The 21,694-nt window shown below is 69.7% G+C and carries 18 protein-coding genes; 12 read left to right on the forward strand and 6 right to left on the reverse strand.

The annotated features are described in order from the left end of the window. Positions 1 to 20: 20 nt before the first annotated feature. Positions 21 to 212 (reverse strand): Flp family type IVb pilin, encoded by a 192-nt coding sequence (locus GQ56_RS0106380; RefSeq protein WP_031397853.1) that lies wholly within the window; start codon positions 210 to 212, stop codon positions 21 to 23. 1,061 nt (positions 213 to 1,273) lie between these two features. Here GQ56_RS0106380 and GQ56_RS0106385 point away from each other — a divergent pair. From GQ56_RS0106385 to GQ56_RS46425, 6 genes are all read left to right on the forward strand, one after another. Then, positions 1,274 to 2,512 (forward strand): glycosyltransferase family 87 protein, encoded by a 1,239-nt coding sequence (locus GQ56_RS0106385; protein WP_031397854.1) that lies wholly within the window; start codon positions 1,274 to 1,276, stop codon positions 2,510 to 2,512. Continuing rightward, positions 2,509 to 3,888, forward strand: a complete 1,380-nt coding sequence (locus tag GQ56_RS0106390) for a glycosyltransferase family 87 protein (RefSeq protein WP_031397855.1) — start codon at positions 2,509 to 2,511, stop codon at positions 3,886 to 3,888. The genes GQ56_RS0106385 and GQ56_RS0106390 overlap by 4 nt, the downstream gene beginning before the upstream one ends. A 25-nt stretch (positions 3,889 to 3,913) precedes the next feature. Continuing rightward, positions 3,914 to 4,957 carry a glycosyltransferase family 2 protein gene (locus GQ56_RS0106395; RefSeq protein WP_031397856.1) on the forward strand — a complete coding sequence of 348 codons (1,044 nt, stop codon included), beginning with the start codon at positions 3,914 to 3,916 and terminating at the stop codon, positions 4,955 to 4,957. 16 nt (positions 4,958 to 4,973) lie between these two features. Next, positions 4,974 to 5,357 (forward strand): GtrA family protein, encoded by a 384-nt coding sequence (locus tag GQ56_RS0106400; RefSeq protein WP_031397857.1) that lies wholly within the window; start codon positions 4,974 to 4,976, stop codon positions 5,355 to 5,357. A gap of 302 nt (positions 5,358 to 5,659) precedes the next feature. Further along, a complete protein-coding gene (locus GQ56_RS0106405; RefSeq protein WP_031397858.1) occupies positions 5,660 to 6,163 on the forward strand; it encodes an inclusion body family protein in 504 nt (167 codons plus the stop codon). A 65-nt stretch (positions 6,164 to 6,228) separates the two neighbouring features. After that, on the forward strand, positions 6,229 to 7,119 hold the full coding sequence (locus tag GQ56_RS46425) for an AidA/PixA family protein (RefSeq protein WP_075122882.1): 891 nt from the start codon (positions 6,229 to 6,231) through the stop codon (positions 7,117 to 7,119). Between the two features lie 19 nt (positions 7,120 to 7,138). On the opposite strand, the gene GQ56_RS0106420 is transcribed toward GQ56_RS46425, so the two are convergent. Further along, positions 7,139 to 8,077: an ABC transporter substrate-binding protein gene (locus GQ56_RS0106420; RefSeq protein ID WP_031397860.1), complete on the reverse strand. Its 939-nt coding sequence runs from the start codon at positions 8,075 to 8,077 to the stop codon at positions 7,139 to 7,141. Positions 8,078 to 8,176: 99 nt separating this feature from the next. After that, entirely contained in the window at positions 8,177 to 9,301 is a 1,125-nt protein-coding gene (locus GQ56_RS0106425) for a TauD/TfdA family dioxygenase (protein ID WP_031397861.1), read from the reverse strand. 436 nt (positions 9,302 to 9,737) lie between these two features. On the opposite strand from GQ56_RS0106425, the gene GQ56_RS0106430 reads away from it, so the two are divergent. Continuing rightward, positions 9,738 to 11,174, forward strand: a complete 1,437-nt coding sequence (locus GQ56_RS0106430) for an MFS transporter (RefSeq protein ID WP_031397862.1) — start codon at positions 9,738 to 9,740, stop codon at positions 11,172 to 11,174. 46 nt (positions 11,175 to 11,220) lie between these two features. Beyond that, positions 11,221 to 12,489 (forward strand): ATP-grasp domain-containing protein, encoded by a 1,269-nt coding sequence (locus GQ56_RS0106435; protein ID WP_031397863.1) that lies wholly within the window; start codon positions 11,221 to 11,223, stop codon positions 12,487 to 12,489. On the opposite strand, the gene GQ56_RS0106440 is transcribed toward GQ56_RS0106435, so the two are convergent. After that, positions 12,486 to 13,361, reverse strand: a complete 876-nt coding sequence (locus tag GQ56_RS0106440) for a LysR family transcriptional regulator (protein ID WP_031397864.1) — start codon at positions 13,359 to 13,361, stop codon at positions 12,486 to 12,488. The genes GQ56_RS0106435 and GQ56_RS0106440 overlap by 4 nt on opposite strands. Positions 13,362 to 13,526: 165 nt before the next feature. Between GQ56_RS0106440 and GQ56_RS0106445 the strand changes: the two genes are divergently transcribed. Further along, positions 13,527 to 14,471: a hypothetical protein gene (locus GQ56_RS0106445; protein ID WP_031397865.1), complete on the forward strand. Its 945-nt coding sequence runs from the start codon at positions 13,527 to 13,529 to the stop codon at positions 14,469 to 14,471. A 49-nt stretch (positions 14,472 to 14,520) separates the two neighbouring features. Then, a complete protein-coding gene (locus tag GQ56_RS0106450; RefSeq protein WP_052007201.1) occupies positions 14,521 to 15,729 on the forward strand; it encodes an ATP-grasp domain-containing protein in 1,209 nt (402 codons plus the stop codon). A 258-nt stretch (positions 15,730 to 15,987) separates the two neighbouring features. On the opposite strand, the gene GQ56_RS0106455 is transcribed toward GQ56_RS0106450, so the two are convergent. Beyond that, entirely contained in the window at positions 15,988 to 16,512 is a 525-nt protein-coding gene (locus GQ56_RS0106455; RefSeq protein WP_031397867.1) for a GNAT family N-acetyltransferase, read from the reverse strand. 454 nt (positions 16,513 to 16,966) lie between these two features. On the opposite strand from GQ56_RS0106455, the gene GQ56_RS0106460 reads away from it, so the two are divergent. Continuing rightward, positions 16,967 to 18,169: an AAA family ATPase gene (locus GQ56_RS0106460; protein WP_031397868.1), complete on the forward strand. Its 1,203-nt coding sequence runs from the start codon at positions 16,967 to 16,969 to the stop codon at positions 18,167 to 18,169. A 4-nt stretch (positions 18,170 to 18,173) separates the two neighbouring features. Continuing rightward, positions 18,174 to 19,880 (forward strand): cobaltochelatase CobT-related protein, encoded by a 1,707-nt coding sequence (locus tag GQ56_RS0106465; RefSeq protein ID WP_031397869.1) that lies wholly within the window; start codon positions 18,174 to 18,176, stop codon positions 19,878 to 19,880. Here GQ56_RS0106465 and GQ56_RS0106470 read toward each other — a convergent pair. Beyond that, the gene (locus GQ56_RS0106470; protein WP_052007202.1) at positions 19,843 to 21,654 is read right to left on the reverse strand and encodes a histidine kinase; all 1,812 of its coding nucleotides are present in this window, start codon (positions 21,652 to 21,654) and stop codon (positions 19,843 to 19,845) included. The two genes, GQ56_RS0106465 and GQ56_RS0106470, sit on opposite strands and share 38 nt — an antisense overlap. Between the last annotated feature and the right edge of the window lie 40 nt (positions 21,655 to 21,694).

Consider the following 21,694-nt stretch of genomic DNA (forward strand, 5'->3'; position numbering starts at 1 on the left):
GAGGTTCGCCCCGCCTTCCGTCAAATGCCTGCGACTATCGAGCTCAGATCCGTGGCGACCGTACTGAACGCGGTCTTCAGGTCCGTCCCGATCGTCGTCAACGCGACGACGATGCCGATCGCGATCAGTGCGGCAATCAGGCCGTATTCAATGGCCGCCACGCCGCCCTGATCCTGGATGATCCACGCGATCTTTTCGATGACTCTTCGCATATGCACTCTCCCTTCGGACTACTATGAAATTCCCTTCGTCGCTCGGACGTCGGGGATGGGCACCACCGGTACTGCTGGACAATCGGGACGCGACGCTCCGCGGCCGGGACAGGGATGCGTGCACCTGTCCGTGCGAACGGAAGTCGATCAGCGGGAAAGCATGAGACGCCCGAGCGATTCGGCCGGCCGGATACCCCCGGCGTGCAGGCCGACCGGAACGGCGCGACGGCCGTTCGATGCGCTCGATTCAATTGAACCGGATAAAAACGCCCGGTAATGCAGCAAGTCGTTTCTGATTCTATTGCGACTTGCGAACCGCGATGTGCTGTGGTCTTTCATTCTTATTCCCCGTAGGCGGTCATGCCGACTTTTTATTGCCCGGACGAAACCGGGTATCACGCGCCATTCGACGAAAGCCTGTGCGGTACATCGGCCTGGCGCGGTGTAGGTGCTGCGCGCTCCGGCCTTGCTTTCCCCTGGTGATTCCGCGGCCGGTTCCGTTTGCCTGTTGCCTGTTGCCGGAACCGCCCGGTCGTCACCGCGTCGACTGCCGTGCCAACGCTTACGCAAAGAGCAGGCCACCTTCAGCCGAATCGAGGCCCATCAAGGGTGACGGCGATGCCGGCGCACGCCGTCCGGCCTGCCGGCGCGAAAAATGTTTCAGATTTGATCGCTGTTTTTCCGCAAGCGTTGTAAGCCGGAACGCCCGCCGCCGCGCTGCGACAAGGCGCGAAAATTTCTGCTCGGGATTTTCCCGGACGCGGGAAGCCGCCTGCGTCGCACCGGATCGGCGGGGCCCGGAACCGGCCCAAACGTAAGAATGTTTCAGCGCGGAAACATAAAGGCTGGCCGCGCGAATTTCTCATACCAGAAAATGCCGTTTTCACGCGTGTTTTCAACCGATCTCAATTTCTCCTTTCAACTGCCGATTTGCCACGCAGGATTTTTTCTTCAACAATGAATTCACCGGACCACGCCAATTCAGAGCGAATCGATCCGCAGGCATGACCGCACGAAACGGTTGCGACAGACCACGCAGCCTCTACCGCATACGGGGAATCATGTACACGGCCAATCGTGGAACGCGCGAGCGTGCGACGCATCGCGCTCAATGGCTGACAGCCGACCGGATCGTTCCGTACAGCTGCATCATGCTGATGCTATTCGCTGCATTGGCAACCGTCTGGGGCATCGTGACGAACGGCTTCACGTCGAACGCCACGGTCCGCCCCGCCGTCGACTTCTCGGTCTTCTGGACCGCCTCGCACCTGGTGTTGCACGGCCATGCCGCGGCGGCCTACGACCCGTCCTCCTTCATGCAGGCCGAGCTTGCGCAGTTCGATGCGTATCTGCAGCACCGGCCGCTTCCCTGGCTCTATCCGCCGACGATGCTGCTGTTCGTCGCGCCGGTCGCCCTCGTGCCTTTCCTGCCCGCATATTTCCTTTTTTTCGCGGGCAGTCTTTTATGCTACGCGTTCGCCGTCTCGCGCTTGTCGGGATTGCGCGCGCATCTTCCCGTGCCGCGCGCCGCGGCGCTCGTCGTCGTCGCGTATTCGGCGGTATGCATGGCGGCCCTGTTCGGCCAGAACAGCATCCTCACGGCCGGCATCGCCGCGCTCGCGCTGCATCTGCTCGGCCGGCGCCCGATCGTCGCCGGCCTGCTGATCGGGCTGCTCGCGATCAAGCCGCAACTGGCCGTGGTGTTCCCGTTCGTGCTGGTCGCGGCGCGCGCATGGCGCACGTTCGCGGCGGCCGCCCTCAGCGCGACGCTGTTCGCGGCCGCCGGCATCGCGCTGGCCGGCCCCGGCGCGCTGCACGGGTTGAGCCTCGCGCTGTCGACGGTGCGCGACCAGCACTTCATGCTCCCGTCGTACTGGCTCGCGTCGCCGACGCCGTTCGCCGCGCTGCGCCTCGCCGGCGCGCCGGTTTCGGCCGCGCTGGCCGCCCAGGCGGCGGTCGCGCTGCTCGCGCTCGCCGCGGCCGTCGACGTCTGGCGCCGCACGCGCGACATGCGGCTGCGCGGCGCGGTGCTGGCGGTCGCCACCCTGCTGACCACCCCGTACCTGTGGAACTACGAACTGACGTGGCTCGGCATCGCGATCTTCTGCCTGATCGCATGCGGCCTCGACGAAGGCTGGCTGCCGGGCGAACAGGGGATCCTCGTGCTCGCGTGGCTGCTGCCGATCTTCGAGATGTTCAACCGGCTGATGAAGCTGCCGCAGGTCGGGCCGCTCGTGCTGCTCGCGGTGCTGTTCGTCGTCGTGCGCCGTGCGGCGCTCACCTCCCGGAGCGCGCGATGAAACCGTCGAACGCCGTCCACCATGCGCATCCGGATGCCGGCGTGCATCCGGCACTCCCGATCGCCGGCCCGCGCCGTTACCCGCACTGGCTCAACCGCCGGCGCGTGTGCCTCTATGCGGGCGCCGCGCTCGTGGCCGAAGTGCTGTTCATCGGCATCTACGTGATCCGCGTGTACTTGTCGCACAACGGCGCGCTGGAGCCGCTGTCGCAGGATTTCTCGCCGATCTGGAGCGCCGCGTGGCTCGCCGCGCACGGGCGGGCGGCCGATGCGTGGCAGTTCTCCGCGCTGTTCGCGATCCAGAAGCTCGCGGTCCCGACCATGACGCTCGCGGGCGGCACGCTGCCGTGGCTCTATCCGCCCAGCATGCTGCTGCTTGTCCTGCCGCTCGGCTGGCTGCCGTACCTGCTGGCGCTCGTGCTGTGGCTCGGCGTCACGGTTGCGCTGTTCGCGGCGACGCTGCGCGCGACCGTGCAGCACGACCCCGCCTGGCTGTGCGCGCTCGCGTTCCCCGGCGCCTTCCTCACCGTGATCGTCGGGCAAACCAGCCTGCTCACCGCGACGCTCGCCGGCGCCGGCCTGCTGCTGCTGAACCGCCGCCCCGTGTACGCGGGGATCTGCTTCGGCCTGCTGACGATGAAGCCGCAGCTCGCGGTGCTGTTTCCGTTCGCGCTGCTGTGCGCCGGCCAATGGCGCGCACTGGCCGCGTGGGCCGCGACAATCGCCTGCAGCGTCGCGCTCGCGACGCTCGCGTTCGGGTTCGGCCCGTGGGTCACGTTCGCGCACGTGATCGGCGGCGTCTACACGATCATCGGCCACGGCCAGGCCAGGGTCGCGCGCATGCCGTCCGCATTCGCGCTCGCGACGATGGCCGGCTGGCCCGCGATCGTCGCGAACGGCCTTCAGCTGCTGTCGGCGGCAACCGCGGCCGCCGCCGTCGCCTATGCATGGCGCGGCGACTGCGCGTACGCGCTGCGCGCCGCGACGCTCGCCTGCGCGTGCCTGCTCGTCAGCCCGTACCTGTACGACTACGACCTGACGTGGTACGGCATCGTGATCGCGTGGTACGCGCGCTATGCGTGGACGCGCGGCTGGCGGCGCTTCGATCGCGAATGGCTGCTGCTGCTGTGGCTGATGCCGCTCGCGGGCCTGCTGGCGGTGCCGCATCTGTCGTTCCAGTTCATGCCGCTCGTCACGCTGGCGTCGCTCGGCCTGCTCGTCAGCCGGATCGCGCAGGAGCGCCGCGACGTGCCGGCGATGCCGGACGCGCGCGACGATTCGACCGGGACCGCGTTCGCGCATCCGGCCAGAACCCATCACCGCCCGGCGTACGGCTTGCGCCGCGCCGGCCGCCCGACCGCCGGCGCCGTCCGGTGACGCACCATAACAAGGGGAGAACACCATGCGGGAATCGCTCTATACGCCGCTCGTATCGCTGGTCGTGCCGTTCTACAACGAAGGCGAGGCCGTCGAACGCTTCTTCGACGTCGTGCTGCCATTGCTGACGGCCATCGACGGCGTGCGCTTCGAGATCGTCTGCGTGAACGACGGCAGCCGCGACGACACGCTCGAGCGCCTGATCCGGATCGGCCTGCGCGAGCGGCGCGTGCGCGTGATCGATCTCACCCGCAACTTCGGCAAGGAGGCCGCGCTGACGGCCGGCCTCGACGAAGCCGCCGGCGACGCGGTGATTCCGCTCGACGCCGACCTGCAGGACCCGCCGAGCCTGATTCCCGTGATGATCGAGCACTGGCGCAACGGCGCGGAAGTGGTCGCCGCGAAGCGCAGCAGCCGCGCGTGCGATTCGTTCGCGAAGCGCACCGCGGCCGCGATCTACTACCGCGTGCACAACATGCTGTCGGACGTGAAGCTGCCGGAGAACGTCGGCGATTTCCGGCTGATGGACCGCAAGGTCGTGAATGCGCTGCGCAGCCTGCCCGAGCGCCATCGCTTCATGAAGGGGCTGTTCGCGTGGGTCGGCTACCGCACCGTGATCGTCGAATACCAGCGCGACGCGCGCAGCGCCGGACAGTCGAAGTTCTCGGGATGGAAACTGTGGAATTTCGCGCTGGAAGGCATCACCAGCTTCAGCACCGTGCCGCTGCGCAGCTGGACCTACATCGGCGTCGGCATCGCCGCGCTCGCGTTCCTGTACGGCACTTTCATCATTTTCCGCACGCTGCTGTTCGGCAACCCGGTGCTCGGCTACGCGTCGCTGATCTCGGTCACGCTGTTCATCGGCGGCATCGAGCTGATCGGGATCGGCGTCGTCGGCGAGTACATCGGGCGGATCTACGACGAGTCGAAGCAGCGGCCCGTCTACCTGATCCGCCGCCGCTACCAGACGCACGGCAAGGTGATCGAACTCCCGGTCGCGCGCGATGCGCGCCGCCAGATCGCCCGCCGCCGCACGCAGCCGGCCCGTGCGCGGCTCGGTGCACGCTGACGCGCGCGGGCCCGCCATGCTCGCGCGGCTGATTGCCGAGCGCACGCGGCTCGTGCGCTTCGGCATGTCGGGGCTCGGCTCGACCGCGATCCACGCGCTGGTCGCCGCGTCGATGTTCGCGCTGTTCGATGCGACGCGGGTGACTGCGAACGCGATCGCATTCCTGTGCGCGACGGCGTTCTCGTATCTCGCGAATACGCTGTGGAGCTTCTCGTCGACCGTGTGCACGCGCAGCGTCGCACGCTTTCTCGCGGTCGCGCTCGCCGGCTTCGCCGAGACGATGCTGCTCGCGCACGCCACCGCGACGCTCGGCGTGTCGCGCGGGATGAGCATCGTCGCGATCGCGCTGCTGATTCCGCCCACGACGTTCGTGCTGCACCGGCTCTGGACATACCGGTAGCCGCGCGGCCCCTGCGCGCCGCGGCCGAAACCCATCGGCCGATCAATTAACAGATTCAATTACACAATATTATCGAAACGCATCAACTGGATTGATTCCGATTTTAAAATTACCGTCTGAAATAGTATTAAACACCCTGTTTACTTTTACAGCTTCCATAATTAACCGAACGGGATAATCTGCATTCGCCATCGCGCCGGGATGTGCCGGGATCGGCACAGAGCCTTGCAGCACAAGGCGATGGCGGCCGCACGAAGAAATTCGCGCAACAATAAGTCCCATTCCTTCAAACGGGAGCTTCTATGTCACGCGTTACCGATGTGCTCGTCTCTTTCGATACCGAAACCATTCTCAAAAAATATCCGAATCCCAGCAAGAATCCGAATAGTCCGACGCTGATCGACTGGAAGCACGTGTACATGGTCACCAACCAGGACAACGTCGTATCCGGTCAGGCCGGTGGCGAACTGGACCTGAAGGCGCAGGTCGGCGACCTGATCCGCTGGCGTGAAACGAGCCTGTCGCTGGGCTTCGAGAACCAGGTGGTGTTCTACAAGTTCATCGGCAACGTCGGCAACGAGCTGATCTCGACGCCGACGCCGCGCGTCGCGGAAGCATCGATCCCGGTGCCGAACACCAGCAAGCCCGAGGTGCCGACCTGCCAGAAGGTTTCGAACTACTACTGGTCGTCGGAATGCCTGAAGGTCGGCCGCGTGACCTACCACTTCCAGTTCCAGATCATCGACCGCAATTGCCAGAGCCAGGGCTGCTTCTCCTGGGATCCGTTCATCTCGATCCATAACTGATCGCGGCAGGCGGGCGGCCGCGCGGCGGCCGCCCGCGTCATTCACTTGTTGCGGAGGAAGCGCTCATGCCTGGTGTTCGTTGCGATGTGCTCGTGATCGTCGACGCCGTCACGCTGCTGTCGGCCTACCCTGAAGCGAGCAAGGACCCCACCGCGCCGACCGCGATCGACGGCCGGCACCTCTATGTGGTGAGCCCCGGCGACGCCGCGCAGCTCGGCCACAACGACAGCCGGCTGTTTGCCGGCCTGGCGCCGGGCGACCAGTTGCGCCTGCGCGAGACCGCGCTGGCGCTGCGCGCCGAGGTCAGCGTGCTGTTCGTCCGGTTCACGCTGAAGGAGGCGGGCATCGTCGCGCCGATCGAACCCGAAGTGCGCGATGCGGCCGCGCCGGTGCCGGAGACCGACGACCTGCTGCACCCGCCGTGCCGGCCGATGAAGGATCACTACTGGCGCAGCGACGTCCTGGCCGCCGGCACCACCGCGTGTACGGCCGATTTCGCGTTGCTCGACCGGGACGGCGCGGTCTCGGGCTATTTCCGCTGGGAGACGACGATCGAGATCGCGGGCGGCCAGCCGGACACGAAGCAGCCGGGATTCAAGCCCTCGTCGGATCGCAACGGCAACTTCACGCTGCCGCCGGATACCGCGTTCAAGGCGATCTTCTACGCGAACGCCGCCGACCGCCAGGAGCTGAAACTCTTCATCGACGATGCGCCGGAACCGGCCGCGTCGTTCACCGGCAACAGCGAGGACGGCGTCCGGATGTTCACGCTGAACTCGAAAGGCGGCAAGATCCGGATCGACGCATCGGCCAACGGCAAGCGATCCGCGACCGATGCGCGCCTCGCGCCGCTGTCCGCCGGCGACACCGTCTGGCTCGGCTGGCTCGGCTCCGAGGATGGCGCCGACAGCGACTTCAACGACGGCATCGTGATTCTGCAGTGGCCGATCACCTGAGCATCGCGGCGTGCGGCGCTCAGGTACGCGGCAGCCCCGGCGGATTCGTCTGTGACCGGTCGATCGCTTCGGCGTCGAGGCGCCAGCGGTCGAGCACTTTCCGGTAGCTGCCGTTCGCGATCAGCGCATTGATCGCGACCGTCAGCGGATCCGCCAGGCCGCTGCCCTTGCGCGTCGTGATCGCGATGTCCGCGGTGCGCGGCCAGCCGCCGCTGACGGTGCCGATCAGCTTCGCGTCGCCGCGCAGCGATGCCTGGTATGCGAGCATCGAGTTCACGCTGAAGATCGTATCCACGCGCCCCGACTGCAGCGCGACCCAGCGCTCCGCCGCATCGGCGTAGTACTGGATCTCGACCGGCGCGAGGCCGCGTGCGACGTTCTGCCGGTTCCATTCGAGCAGGATCTTCTCCTGGTTCGTGCCCGAATCGGTCACGACGCGCAGCCCGGCGACGTCCTTCGGCTCGCGGATCGCGGCGAGCCGGCTGTTCTGCTTCACGTAGAAGCCGAGCTGATCCTTCCGGTAGGTCGAGAAGTCGAATTTCTCCTTGCGCTGCTCCGTCACCGTCACGTTCGAGATCACCGCGTCGACCTTGCCGGATTGCAGCGCGAGCGGCCAGTCGGCCCACGCAAGCGGCACGATCTTCAGCTTGCGGCCAACGCTGTCCGCGATCAGCTGCGCGAGATCGGGATCGAAGCCGACCACCGTGCGCGCGTCGGTCGCATAGGTGCTGAGCGGCGGCAGGTTCGGCGCGATGCCGACCGTCAGCGTGTTGGCCTCGGCGAACCGGAAGCCGGCCGGCCACGCCTGCACGACCGCCGGGTCCGGGGTGCCGCGCGGCCGGCCCGGCTGCTCGGGGCTCAGGTCGAACGTCGCGGCGTGCACGGCGGCGGCGCCGCCGATCAGGGCCACCGCCAGAAAACGGGCGACGCGCTCGACGGGGAATGCGGTTCTTCTCATCGTGTGTGGATTCCTTCCTGTTTGACGATGCGAGGGGCAGATGCGGGCGAAGCCGGCGCGAACGCACGCCCCGCCGCCTGCCCCGCGTTGCCGGCCCGCTTACGCGGGCGTCGCTTCGAGCTCCGCCGCGGCGGCCGCACGGTGCGTCGCCGGCTGCGCGACCGGCGACGGGCGGCCCGCAGGCGACGCGTCGCCCGCATACAGCGCCTTCGGATCGAACACGCGCGCCTGCAGCGGCGTGAACGCACGGAAATTCCACAGGCTGCGCGCGACGAACACACGCTGCACCCAGCGCAACGCACGGTCGTTCTCGTCGTACTGCGGCTCGAAGCGGTCGCGCGAATGCAGCGTGAAATGATTGTTGATCAGCACCAGCTTGCCCGGCTGCACCTGGACGCCGAACGACACCTCGCGCACCGCGCGATACAGGTTGGCCAGCGCTTCCTGCGCACGCGTATTGACCGCCAGCACCATGTCCGGATAGAACGCGACCGTCACGCGCGGCGCATCGATCGGCCCCGACAGCACGGCGCTCAGGTCGGTGTTGTCGCGCGGCGTCGGCGCCGCGCCGCGCCACCGGTACGGCACGCGGATGATGTAGTGCTCGCCGTAGAGCTGCGCGATATCGTCCGCCGACAGCAACTGCAGCGCGCGGCGCGCATCGGCGAGGCGCGTATACGGGCCGCCGCCGGCCTCGCTGCGCACGCCGAGCAGCAGCAGCGCGAACGGCGACGTGTCGCCCTCCGGCATGTGCGCCTGCGCGGCGTTCTCGATATGGAAGTCGAGTTCGACCTCGGAGCCGAGCCCCGTGTATTCGCGCGCGGTTGCCTTGTGCGGCGTGAGGTTGTTCACCAGTTCGCGGCCTTCGTGCGCGATCGAATACGGTTCGCCGGCCAGCGTGCTCAATGCGACGAGCACGTTCTCGCTCAACACGCCGGCCTTGAACGAGCGGCCGGTTTCCTCGAACCTCGGGCTGCCCTTCACGTCGTCGTCGATCGGCAGGTTGTCGATCTCGATCGAGCCGTGCGCGTCGGCGGTCGGCGCTTTCGCGCGGTCGAACGCATCGACGATCCGGTCGGGAAACGCGTTGTACGCGAGCTTGCGCACCGCGCTGATGTAGCCCGCGCCGCCGGCCGGATCGTAGGCCAGCGCGCCGAGCGTCTTGCGGATGTGGCCGGACTCCGTTGCCGTCAAGGCGATGCGTTCGTCTGCGAGATAGGTCATAGGTCTCTCGTATAAAGATCGTGGATCGAAGGGCGGTAGCGCACTACCGCCGCGCGTTGCCGTCCTCGGTGCGCAGCGCTCGACAAGACTAGGAGACCGTCATTCCATTTCGAAATGATATTAATTCGATTGCTAACAAAAATTTTGGATATATGTTCAGCAATGCAGGCACCCTCGCCCCGAACCTGGCGCCCCCTCCCTTAACACGATCAGTTGTTAAAAAATCGCTGGTTATTATTTGTATTCGTTAGCAGGTCGATGCTAGTTTTCTGTCGGATTCGACGATGCGACCGGCGCCCGAGCGGCGGCCGGCGCCCTCCATCCGCCCTACGGAAACCTGCCCGATGACCCGATTCCGCCTGCCGCCCCCGTCGTTCGGAAACGCCCCGTCCTTGCCCGCGCACCGCACCGCAAACCGCGCGGCACGGAGGCCGCAATGAGCGAACACGCCTCGACGCTCGACGTCGCGCCGAGCGCCGCCGCGCCGCCGCATCGCACGTCGCTGCGCGCTATTTTCCCGACCGTCGCGGCCGCGAGCCTCGGCTTCGCGATCGTCCAGCTCGACGTGACCGTCGTCAACGTCGCGCTTCCGAGCCTCGCGCATTCGTTCGGTTCGAGCGTCCACGGGCTGCAGTGGATCGTCGACGCCTACACGCTGTCGTTCGCCGCGCTGCTGCTGACCTCCGGCACGCTGGCCGACCGCTTCGGCAGCCGCCGGCTGTTCGCCTGCGGCCTCGCGCTGTTCCTGCTCGCGTCGCTCGGCTGCGCGCTCGCGCCGTCGCTGGCCGCGCTGATCGCCGCGCGGGTCGCGCAGGGCGTCGGCGCCGCGCTGATCCTGCCCACCTCGCTCGCGCTCATCACGCATGCGTGCGCGAACGACGCCGCCGCGCGCGTGAGGGCCGTCGCATGGTGGAGCGCGACGGGCGGGGCGATCAGCGCGGCCGGGCCGACGCTCGGCGGCCTGCTGATCGATTCGCTCGGCTGGCGCGCGATCTTCTTCATCAACCTGCCGGTCTGCGTAGCCGGGCTGTGGCTCACGCTGCGACACGTGCGGGATTCGGCCGCCGCGCGCACGCGGCTGTTCGACCCGGCCGGCCAGATCGTCGCGGTGCTCGTGCTCGGGTTGCTGACGGGCGGCATCATCCGGGCCGGCGCGCAGGGTATCGGCGATCCGTATGCGGCCGGCGCGCTGGCCGCGTCGGTCGTGCTCGGCGCGCTGTTCGTCGCGATCGAGCGGCGCGTGGCCGCGCCGATGCTGCAGCTCGCGTTCTTCCGGGTCCCGCGCGTGCCGGGCGTGCTCGCGATCGGCGCGATCACGAATGCCGCGTTCTACGGGCTGATCTTCTCGCTCAGCCTCTATTTCCAGAACGCGCGCGGGTTCTCGGCCACCGAGTCGGGGCTCGCGCTCGCGCCGCTGACCGTCATCATGCTCGCCAACATCGCGAGCGCGCGCCTGGCCGTCCGGTACGGCTTCCGCGCGACCGTCGTCATCGGCCTCGCCGTTTCGCTCGCGGGTTACGTGTGGCTGTGGCGAACGCTCGGCGCGCAGGCGCCTTACGTGCTGCTGGCGCCCGGGCTCGCGGCGATGGCGATCGGCGGCGGCATCGCGATTCCCGCGCTGACGTCGACGCTGCTCGGCAGCGTCGAAGCCGGCCGCTCCGCGACCGCGTCGGCCATCCTCAATACCGCGCGCCAGGTGGGCGCGGCCGTCGGCGTCGCGGCGCTCGGCGCGCTGGTCGCCGGCCAAGGCGCCGCGATCGCGGCCGGCGCCGCGCGCGCGTTCGCCGTCGCGGCCGCGCTCGTCGCCGTGTGCCTCGTGCTCGCCGCACGCTGGCCCGGCGATGCGCCGGACGCCGGCGGCACGCGCGCCTGACCCCATGCGCTCCCTTCATCCGATCCCACAGCCGAGCGAGGAATCCATGCCCCATCGCTTCATCGATACCGTCCTGATCGTCGACGGCGCATCCACCGCCGCCTATCTGGCGCCCGCGTTCCGCGCATACGGCATCCGCTGCGCGCACGTGATCAGCGACCCCGACCTGCCCGAAATCTACCGGAACCAGTTCGTGCCGTCGGACTATATCCGCGAGGTCCAGCATCGCGGCGACCTCGACGCGACGCTCGCCCAGCTGCGCGACCTGCGCATCGGCGCGGTGCTGCACGGCCTCGACGCGGCGCTCGAACTCGCCGACACGCTGGCCGAGCGGCTCGACGTGCCGTACCGCAATCCGCTCGCGACGTCGGCCGCGCGGCGCGACAAGTACGCGATGAACGAGCGCATTCGCCAGGCCGGCCTGCGCGCGCCGGTGCATTTCCACAGCACGTCGGTCGACGCGGCGCTCGACTGGGCGCGCGCTTACGGCAAGCTGCCGCTCGTGGTGAAGCCCGCACGCAGCGCGGGCGTGGCCGGCGTGAAGATCTGCCGCACGCTCGCGCAGGTCGAAGCCGCCGCGCGCGACGTGCTGGCCACCCGCTCGCTGTACAACCAGCCGAACGACGACATCGTGATCCAGAGCTATTCCGAGGGGCAGGAATACATCGTCGATTCGGTGTCGTTCGAGGGCCGTCACCGGGTAGTCAGCCTGTGGGAAGTGCACCGCGACCGCACGCATGCGCCGCGGCTCGACAAGATGCTCGTGCTGAACCATGCCGATCCGCGCTACGCGCCGCTGCTCGACTACGCGGCCGACGTGCTCGATGCGCTCGACGTGCGGTTCGGACCGACCCATCTCGAGCTGTTCGACACGGCCGACGGCCCGACGATCGTCGAGCTGAACGCGCGGCTGCACGGCAGCCTCGATCCGCGCCTGACGAGCGCGGTCAGCGGCGAGAACCACGTGTCGTCGGCCGTCGAAGCCGTGCTGCATCCGGAGCGGCTGTTCGGCGACGCCGTCGCGCCGGCGGAGTTTCGCGGCTACTGCGGCCATGTGCTGCTGCTGTCGTCCCGCAACGGCGTGCTCCGGCAGGACTTCACGTGGCAGGCGATCCAGGCGCTGCCGTCGTTCGTCGGGCTCAAGCAATGGGCCCGGGTGGGCGACACGCTGCGCGTGACCACCGACCTGCAGACGGCGCTCGGCACGGTCGGCCTGTACAGTCCGACGTTCGAGCGGCTGCTCGAGGATTGCCGGCGGATCCGCGAAATCGAGGCCGATTTCTTCGCGGACGAACGCGCGGTCGCGCCGGCCTAGCGTGCGAGCAGCGCGCCCGCCTGCCGGCCGAGCACCGCGCGCAGCGCGTCGAGTTCGGCCGTCGCGGGCGCCGCGTCGGGCGTGACGAGATAGGTGGTCACGCTGTCGAGATCGTCGAACGCGTACGCACGCAACTCCTTGCGCGCCACGTGCCCGGTCGTGATCCGCTTCGGCAGGATCGCGACGCCCATCCCGGCCGCCACGCAGCCGAGGATCGCGCCGAACGTGCCGAACGACGCCACCGACTCGATCGCGATGCCGCGCGCCTTCAGCCAGTGCTCCGCGACCGCGCGATACGGGCAGCCGTCGTGAAACGCGAGCAGCCGCACCGCGTTGCCGGCCAGCACCTGCCGGCGCGTGACCGTGGCCGCGCTCACCAGCACCATGTCTTCCGCGAACGCGGGCTCGTAGTGCAGCCCGGGCCGGACGACCGCGCGCGCGGTGAGCGCGGCGTCGATCCGGCCGCGCAGCAGCGCGTCGGCCAGATCCGGCTCGCTGGCGACCTGCACCGCGAGGCCGAGCGCCGGATCGTGCGCCTTCAGCGCGGCCGCCAGCGCCGGCAGCCGCGTGGCCGCCGTGCTTTCCATCGAGCCGAGCCGGAAGCTGCGCGCGACCGGCGTCTCGCGCACGACCTGCGTCGCTTCGTCGACGAGGCGCAGGATACGGTCGCAATACGGAATCAGCCGGCGCCCGGCGTCGTTCAGCACGAGCCGCTTGCCATGCCGGTCGAACAGCGGCGCGTCGAGCGATTCCTCGAGCTGGCGCAGCCGCGCCGTGACGTTCGACTGCGTGCAGCCGAGCCGTTCGGCCGCGCGCAACGCGCTGCCTTCCTGCACGACCGCCCGGAAGGTTTCGAGCAGAGGTATGTTCATATCACTTTCTCTTGTTACGCGATCAGTTTATATCATTTTACTTCGCCATTCATCGGGATTAGCCTGACGGATATGCCGTGCCGGCCCGCCCTTCCGAGGAATCCGCATGCTCCCTGCCGTCTGTTCCGGCCCCGCCTCCGTTCATCGTTCCGCCGAGGTCCGCCGTTGCGCGCGCTGATCGCCGCACTGGTGCGGCGCGGCCCGACGGTGCTCGCGTGCGGCGTCGGCCTCGGGCTGCTCGCACCGCCGCTCGCGAATCTCGCGCGGCCGCTGATGCCCGTCACCGTGTTCCTGTTCGTGCTCGGCACGCTGCTGCGCGTCGAGCCCGCCGCCGTGCGCGCGGTCGCGCGGCGCCCGGCCGTGTCGCTGCTGCTGCCCGCCGCGACGATGATCGCGTGCCCGGTCGCGCTCGGCTTCGCCGCGCGGTTCGCCGGCATGCCGTACGACTGGGTCGTCGCGCTCGTGATCGCGTACTGCGCGCCGCCGTCGAGCGGCACGTCGACGATCGCGCGCATGCTGTCGCTCGACGCCAGCGTCGCGCTCGTCGCGACTCTCGCGTCGATGGTATTCGTGCCGCTCACCGCGCCGCTGCTGACGGCCTGGTTCAGTCACGACGCGGCCGTGTCGATCTCGCCCGCGAGTCTCGCGGCGCGGCTCGCGCTGCTGATCGGCAGCGCCGAAGGCGTCGCGCTGCTCGTGCGACGGTTTGCCGGCTCGCGGCTCGATCGCCACGCCACGGCGATCGACGCGATCGTCGTCGCCGCGCTGCTGGTGTTCGCGCTCGGCACGATGGCCGGCATGCAGCAATCGATCCTCGATGCGCCGCACCGCGCGCTGGGCGCGATCGCCCTCGCGTTCGCCGTCAACGCGGGCTTCCAGATCGTCGCGTACGGGCTCACGCCCGGCGACGTCCGCACGCGGCTCAACGTCGCGCTGATCGTCGCCAATCGCAACGTCGGCCTGATGTGGGCCGCGCTCGGGCTCGCCGCGACGCCCACCATGGCGCTGGTGTTCACGTGCGCGCAGTTGCCGATCTATACGCTCCCGCGCGTCGTGCAGCACCTGCTGCCGCGCCTCGAGGCGCAGCGCCTGCGCCGGCGCGCGCGTTAGCCGGCGCAGGCCGCGGCTTCGTTTCCCCGCTCTCGATCAAGGATCCAGCATGAAGCGACTCATCGTGATCGGCGCCCGCGCCACCGGCAGCAGCATCGCGCTGGTGCGCGCCGCGCTCGCGCGCCAGGCGGCCGTGACCGTCATCACCGCGCCCGGCCATCGCCTCGACGGCGTGTTTCCCGACGGCGTCGAGACGGTCAACCTCGAACCGGACGCCGACACGCTTGCCGGCTGGCTGCGCGCGCGCTTTCCGGACGCAACCCGCACGCTGCGCGTGACGACCGCGCACGACACCTATGCGCGCACCGCCGCGTGGGTCGCCGACGCGCTCGGCCTGCCCGGCCCCGATGCCCGCCGCGTCGCGCATGCGGTGTCGAAGTCGAACCAGAAGGCGCTGCTCGCCGCGCACGGGATCCCGGCCGCGCAGTTCGTCACGGGCACGCTGGCGGCGCCGGCGGCGCTCGCGGCCGCGGCCGCCGCGCTGCGCTTTCCGGTCGTCGTCAAGCCGTCGGAGGGCTCCGCCAGCGACGGCGTGCGGCGCTGCGAGGATCCCGCCGAAGTACGGGCGCAACTCGATGCGCTCGCCGCCGGGGAAGCCGATGAAACGGCGCGCGCGGCCGGGCGTATCGTCGTCGAGGAATTCCTGGCCGGCAGCGAATACTGCGTCGAGTACTTCGACGGCCGTTACGTCGGCGCGATTCGCAAGCTGAAACGGCATGGCGCCGGCTTTCTCGAACGCGGCTATACGTCCGAACTCGACCTCGACGCCGGCACGCTGCGCGCGCTGATCGACGTCGGCGCGCGTGCGACCGCGGCCGCCGGGCTCGCGTGGGGGCCCGTGCACCTGGACTGCATCGTGCACGACGGCGTGCCGCACGTGATCGAACTGAATCCGCGCATTGCCGGCAGCTTCATCTGCGACATCGTGCGCGACGGCTATGGCTTCGACGTGGTCGAGGCGTTGCTCGACAAGCTCGACGATCGCCCGGTGGCGATTCCGGACCTGTTCGAGCCGCACGCGTATGCGCGCGCCGAGTTCCTGCTCGACAGCGATCCCGGCGCGTGGCGATTCGCGCAGGCCGGGACGATCCGCGACGGCGCGGTGACGCTCAGCTACGGGCCGCAAGTGCTGCCCGATCGCGAGCGGCGCGCTTTCCTGTATGTGCGGGTCGCACTGCCGGTCGCGCACGAGACGCCCGCGCCTCGCGGCGCGTCGGCCCGCGAGGCGTCCGTCGGGCAGCAGGTCTTTACCGGCTAACCTGCTCGGTATGTGCGGGTCGCACTGCCGGCCACGCACGAGACGCCCGCGCCTCGCGGCGCGTCGGCCCGCGAGTCGTCCGTCGGGCAGCAGGTCTTTACCGGCAACTTGCTCGTCGCGACCGGCACGCGGGCGGCCGGAAACATGCACCACCGAGCCGAGGGGCGGCAGGGGGCAGGACGCACAGACGGCGACCGCCCGCCCGCCTCCCCGCCGCGACCGCCAACCGTCGCGCCGCGCGGCTTCGTCCCGGCCCCGTTACAGACTGCGCCCGAGCAGTTGCCCCGGCCAGCCATCCACATCGAACGTCGAGATCCGCTCGTACCCGCAGGATTCGTAGAAGCGCACGAGCGCCCCGGTCCCGCCGCCGTAGCAGTCCACGCGCAGGCGCGCCACGCCGGCGGCCCGCGCGCGGTCGTCCGCGAAGGCCAGCAGACGCCGTCCGACACCGCGCGCCCGCGCGTCGCGCGAGGCGACCAGCACTCGCACATAGATTTCCGGCTCGGTCGCGGGCGGCACGTAGGGCATCGATTCGCCCAGGATCAGCGCGCCCACGATGCGGCCGTCCCGCCCTTCGGCCACCCACGCTTCCGGCAGCGCACAGGCGTCGGTCACCAGCGCAATCCGCCGGGGCGAAGTCGACCACGGTTCGCGGCCCCATTGCCCGTCGTTGCCCACCTCGACGAACCACGCAATCACTTCATCGAAGATCCGCAGCACGGCCGGCGCATCCTGTGCGCTGGCGCGACGAATCGCCGGCTCGTCCGTTCCCGTCACCGTCACGTTCCCCTCCCTTTCGCCGGCAATGCCGACCGGCGCGCAGTTGTCAGGCCGATCCGCGGGGGACGTGCGACGCCCCTGCGCGGCCAAGCCTGCCACGGTACCCAAATTCCCCCCTGACAAGCAAGGCGCGACGGCCCGCGATTCGACGCGAGGGAGGGTCGTCGCGGAACGCCGGGCAGGCAGTGACGGACAGGACGTCGATCGCCCCCGCAAGCCCGGGCGTTGCCGGCCGCCGTCGATGCGCCCGGCAGACTCACCGGGGCACAAACCGTCCAGCGACGCGGCACCGGCGCCCCTCCTTCCGCATGCCTCGCGACGATGATCGGCGCGCCGCCCGTTCCTGACGGGCGACAGACTGGCCTCCACACGAACGCCGTCTTGCGCGGCAAGCCTATACAATCGACGCGACGCCTGGATCGCACGAGACGTCGGCCGCCCACTCCTGCCCGCCACCATGAACGCACCTGCTGACCGTCACTCCTCCGCCCCGTCGGTTCTCGGCGTCTATCGGCAACCGGCCGAGCCGTCCGCCGGACAATGGGTCGTGAGCCGCTCCGAACGCGCGCACATGTACCGCATCCAGCATCACCGGCCCGACGGCAGCACGTCGGTCGATACGGTCGTCGACGCGGACAACCTCGACGCGAAGCTGCACAAGTGGCTCCAGGAAGGCTTCGTCCGGCGCGAAGCGGGCGAGCGCGCGACGCCCGCCCATCGCGGCCGCTTCATGCAGGAGCTGCGCCGCGCGCACGCGTCGCGGCCGCCCGCGGCCGTCGGCACGGCGCCCGTCGTGCAGGTGGGCGACGTGCCGATGCCGCGCGGCCCCGGCGGGCCGCTGGTGCCGCCGCCGAACCCGGCCTATCTGTTCACCGCGCGCGCGACCAACGTGCTGGAGGACATCGTCGAGAACCGGCGCATCCTGCTGATCGGCCACACCGGCACCGGCAAGACGAGCCTCATCGAGCAGGCCGCCGCGCTGGCCGGCCACGGCGTGCTGCGCTCGAACATGAACGGGCAGACGACGATTGGCGATTTCGTCGGCTTCTGGACCGTCAAGGGCGGCGAAACGATCTGGGTCGACGGCGTGCTGCCGACCGCGATGCGCGAGGGGCTGTGGCTCATCGTCGACGAGATCGACTTCGCGGAGCCGGCGATCCTCGCGGTGCTGACCGCCGTGCTCGAACCGGCCGGCCGCCTGCTGCTGAAGGAGAAAGGCAACGAGATCGTCGTCCCGCATCCGTCGTTCCGGCTGTTCGCGACCGCCAATGCCGTCGGCGCGATGGGGCAGTTCCGCCACCTGTACCAGGGCGCCAACGTGATGAACGAGGCGTTCCTCGACCGCTGGCGCGTGTACCGCCTCGACTACCTGCCGCCGCCGGACGAGGCGCGCGTGCTGCAGCGCACCTTCGGCGCGGCGATGACCGCGACGATGGCCGACACGCTCGCGGCGATCGCCGCCGACTGCCGCGCCGCGTTCGTGCGCGAGGATCTCGCCAGCGCGTTCTCCACGCGGCGCCTCATCGACTGGGCCGAGCTGATGCTGCGCACCGGCGACCCCGAATCGGCCGCCGGCCCGACGATCTATGCGAAGGTCGGCGCGGAGGACGCCGAGCTGATCCGCAGCATCATTCGCCACCACATCGACGTCGAGGCGTGATGCGATGGACCGGGACGACGACGCACGCGCGCTCCACCTGACCCGGCTGGCCCGCACGCTCGCGCAACGGCACGGTCTCGAGGTGCGGTTCGCGGCCCGCGGCCCGGCGGCCGCGCAGCGCGACGTCCTGGTGCTGCCCGACGCGCTGCTCGCCGGCACGGTCGACGACGACGCGCTCACCGGCCTCGTCGACCTCCACGCGGCCCGCGTGCGTTTCGGCGCGCCCGACGACATCGCCGCGCTGACCTCGCCCGTCGTGCGGGACCTCGCGCAGACGATCGACGACCGGCGCGCGGCCGGCCGCCTCGTCGCGATCTATCCCGGCGCGAAGACGTTCCTCGCGCGCATGCGGGCGGCCTCGGCCGCCGACACGCTCCGCCGATGGCCGCGCATGGCGTGGCGCGACCGCCTGCTGTCGCGCATCGGGCGCACGCTGTGGGACGAACCGCCGTCCCCGGTCGAGCGCGTTCCGTCGCTCGACGCCACGCTGTCCGCGCTGGACGACCTCGTCGCCGCGGCACGCGCCGCCGCGTCGACGGCCGACAGCATCCGCGCCGCGTACCGGATCGTCGAACGCGTGCGCGCGCTGGCGTCGGCCGGCGCGAACAACATGATGTTCACGGCCGATCCGGGCGACACGATCGACAGCGACGCCGTCGCCGCGACGTTCGACTCCGATGGCCAGGGCGCGCCGGACGACGCACGCGCGCCGGCCACGAGCGAATCCGGCGGCGGCGCGATCGCCGACACGCAATCGTCGGCCGCGTCGCCCACGCCGGGCGACGCGGCGCCCGGCGCGATCCGGCTCTCCGCCGACAAGCGGCCGCTGATGTCGGTCCCGCTGACCACCGCGTTCGACACGGTGACCGACTTCACCGGCAGCGGCGAGCCGGCACGCTGGCGCCGGCTGCGCAGCGCGGCCCGCGCGCAGACGGAGCCGCTCAAGCAGCGGCTCGAGCGCGCATTGAAAGTGGACGAGCAGACGCGCTGGAAGCGCGAACAGGAACGCGGCGAACTCGACCGGGCCTCGCTCGCCCGCCTCGTCACGTCGCCCGGCTACCGCACGCCGTTTCGCATCACGCGCGCGGCGCCCGGGCGCGACGCGGCCGTCAGCCTGCTGATCGATTGCAGCGGGTCGATGGCCGGCAGGAAGATCGAGCTCGCGACACTCTGCGCGGCGGCGCTGTGCGATGCGCTGACCGGGCTCGGCTTCGCGTGCGAAGTGCTCGGCTACAGCGCCGTCGAGGATCCCGCGATGCGCGCGCACTACCAGCGCTGGATCGACGACGGCCGCGACACGTTCGGCTACAACCGGTTCGTCGAGCAGCTCGACCTGCGCGTCTACAAGCGATTCGATTCCGACAACCCGAGCGGCCTCGCCTGCATCGAATGCGGCCACGAAAACCCCGACGGCGAGGCGCTGGGCTGGGCCGCCGAGCGCTTGCTGTCGAGGCGCGCGCGGCGGCGGATCCTGATGGTGCTGTCGGACGGCTACCCGGCCACCGGCGACGGCCATCCGGAGATCCTGCGCACGGACCTGCGCGCCCGCGTCGAGGCGCTGCGCGAGCAACGCGTCGAGCTGATCGGCGTCGGGATTCTCGACGATGCGGTCGAGGCGTTCTATCCGGTCAGCAGCGTGGTCGAGCGTCTCGACGAGCTGCCGGGCGCGGCCTTCAGCGTACTGAGCGATACGCTGCTGGACCGTCGATAGCCGCCGCCGTTTCCGGGGCGGTCTTCGCGCCCGCGTTGCCGCCGGCGGCGCGCCGCACCGGCAGCCGGATGCAGAACGTCGTGCCGCGCCCGGGCTCGCTCGTCACGTCGATGGTGCCGCGATGGCGCTCGACGATGCCATGCGACACCGACAGTCCCAGCCCCGTCCCCTGCCCGACCGGCTTCGTCGTGAAGAACGGATCGAAGATCCGCCGCAGGACCTCGGGCGTCATGCCGACTCCGGTGTCGCTGATCGCGATCGACACCTGATCGCCGTCGCCCGACGTGCGGATCGTGATCGTGCCGCGCCCGGGAATCGCCTGCGCCGCGTTGACCAGCAGGTTCATGAACACCTGGTTCAACTGCGACGGCAGACATTCGACCGGCGGCACGTCGCCGTAGTCGCGCACGATGTCGGCCTTGTACTTCAGCTCGTTGTGGACGACGTTCAGCGTGCTCTCCAGGCCCGCGCGCAGGTCGACCACGCTCCACTCGTCGCTGGACGGCCGCGAGAAATCGAGCAGGTCCTGCACGATGCGCCGCACGCGCAGCGCGCCGTCGATCGATTCGTCGATCAGCGTCGCGATCTCGCCGCGCACGTAGGCCAGATCGGCGGCTCGGCCCGCCGCCGCCAGCGTCTCGCGGGCGGCGGGGTCGAGCTGCGGCAGTGCGGCTTCATGCGCGGCGACCACCTCGAGCAGGTCGTGCACCCACGTCCTCAGCGTATGGAGGTTCGCACTGACGAAGCCGATCGGATTGTTGATCTCGTGCGCGACGCCGGCCGCGAGCTGACCGATCGACGCGAGCTTTTCCGACTGCAGCAACTGCTCGTGGGTGTCCTCGAGCGCATGCAGCAGGCGCCGCTGTTCCTCCCTCTCCCGTTCGAGCCGCGCCTGCGCGGCCTTGCGCTCGTCGATCTCGGTCGTCATGATCTCGCGCGTGCGCTGCAGCGTCGCCGTGGTCTGCTCGTAGCGCTGCAGCGCGCGTTCGAGTTCGTCGGTCCGCAGCCGCACCAGCCGCTCGAGCGTATCGGTCATCCCGCGCAGGAAGGTGGTGCGCGCATCGAAGCGGCTCAGCAGCAGCGTGACGACCAGCGTCGCCGTCGTGAACAGCGCGACGGTCGTCGCGAGCCACGGCGCGTCGACGCCGTTCGCTGCCCCGCAGCGGGCGTCCGGCGCGAAATGCGCGGCCGCCATCGCCGTGTAGTGCATGCCGGCGATGGCCGCGCCCATGACCATCGCCGCGCCGGTGCGCTGCACGGTCGCATGGCGCGCCTGCTGCACGCGCAGCGCCTGCGCGATCCACAACGCGGCGGTCGCGGCGCTCACCGCAATGCCGATCGATGCGGCGCACAGCACCGCGTCGTAGCGAATCCCGGGCTGCATGCGCAGCGCGGCCATGCCCGTGTAGTGCATGCCGGCGATTCCGCCGCCCAGCAGCGCGCCGCCGGCCCACAAGCGGCGCCAGCCCGGCCGCCCGCGCGTGACGACTTTCAGCGCGACATACGACACGAGCACCGCGATCGCCAGCGACGCCCCGGTATCCGGCAACGCGTAGCCGAGCGGCACCGGCAGCGCAAACGCGAGCATGCCGACGAAATGCATCGACCAGATCCCGGTTCCCATCGCCACCGCGCCGCCGGCGAGCCACGCGCGCTTGAGCTTCGGCTTGTCGAGCAGCGCGATGAACGCGGCCAGATCGAGGGTCGTGTAGGAGGCCAGCGTCGCGATCGCGAGCGACAGCAGGACGAGCGGGAGGTGATAGGAGCCTTGCATGGTCGAGCGCCCGGTTCGAGGTGAGTGCGTCGCCGCGGCC

Source organism: Burkholderia paludis, from assembly GCF_000732615.1.
In the GTDB taxonomy this organism is placed as follows: Bacteria; Pseudomonadota; Gammaproteobacteria; order Burkholderiales; family Burkholderiaceae; genus Burkholderia; species Burkholderia paludis.

Bases quoted from the DNA above. Each gene is read 5' to 3' on its own strand.
- GQ56_RS0106405 (WP_031397858.1), top strand. From the start codon at position 5,660: ATGTCACGCGTTACCGATGTGCTCGTCTCTTTCGATACCGAAACCATT.
- GQ56_RS0106460 (WP_031397868.1), top strand. From the start codon at position 16,967: ATGAACGCACCTGCTGACCGTCACTCCTCCGCCCCGTCGGTTCTCGGC.
- GQ56_RS0106400 (WP_031397857.1), top strand. From the start codon at position 4,974: ATGCTCGCGCGGCTGATTGCCGAGCGCACGCGGCTCGTGCGCTTCGGC.
- GQ56_RS0106425 (WP_031397861.1), bottom strand. From the start codon at position 9,301: ATGACCTATCTCGCAGACGAACGCATCGCCTTGACGGCAACGGAGTCC.
- GQ56_RS0106380 (WP_031397853.1), bottom strand. From the start codon at position 212: ATGCGAAGAGTCATCGAAAAGATCGCGTGGATCATCCAGGATCAGGGC.
- GQ56_RS0106470 (WP_052007202.1), bottom strand. From the start codon at position 21,654: ATGCAAGGCTCCTATCACCTCCCGCTCGTCCTGCTGTCGCTCGCGATC.
- GQ56_RS0106465 (WP_031397869.1), top strand. From the start codon at position 18,174: ATGGACCGGGACGACGACGCACGCGCGCTCCACCTGACCCGGCTGGCC.
- GQ56_RS46425 (WP_075122882.1), top strand. From the start codon at position 6,229: ATGCCTGGTGTTCGTTGCGATGTGCTCGTGATCGTCGACGCCGTCACG.
- GQ56_RS0106420 (WP_031397860.1), bottom strand. From the start codon at position 8,077: ATGAGAAGAACCGCATTCCCCGTCGAGCGCGTCGCCCGTTTTCTGGCG.
- GQ56_RS0106450 (WP_052007201.1), top strand. From the start codon at position 14,521: ATGAAGCGACTCATCGTGATCGGCGCCCGCGCCACCGGCAGCAGCATC.
- GQ56_RS0106440 (WP_031397864.1), bottom strand. From the start codon at position 13,361: ATGAACATACCTCTGCTCGAAACCTTCCGGGCGGTCGTGCAGGAAGGC.
- GQ56_RS0106390 (WP_031397855.1), top strand. From the start codon at position 2,509: ATGAAACCGTCGAACGCCGTCCACCATGCGCATCCGGATGCCGGCGTG.
- GQ56_RS0106430 (WP_031397862.1), top strand. From the start codon at position 9,738: ATGAGCGAACACGCCTCGACGCTCGACGTCGCGCCGAGCGCCGCCGCG.
- GQ56_RS0106385 (WP_031397854.1), top strand. From the start codon at position 1,274: ATGTACACGGCCAATCGTGGAACGCGCGAGCGTGCGACGCATCGCGCT.
- GQ56_RS0106395 (WP_031397856.1), top strand. From the start codon at position 3,914: ATGCGGGAATCGCTCTATACGCCGCTCGTATCGCTGGTCGTGCCGTTC.
- GQ56_RS0106435 (WP_031397863.1), top strand. From the start codon at position 11,221: ATGCCCCATCGCTTCATCGATACCGTCCTGATCGTCGACGGCGCATCC.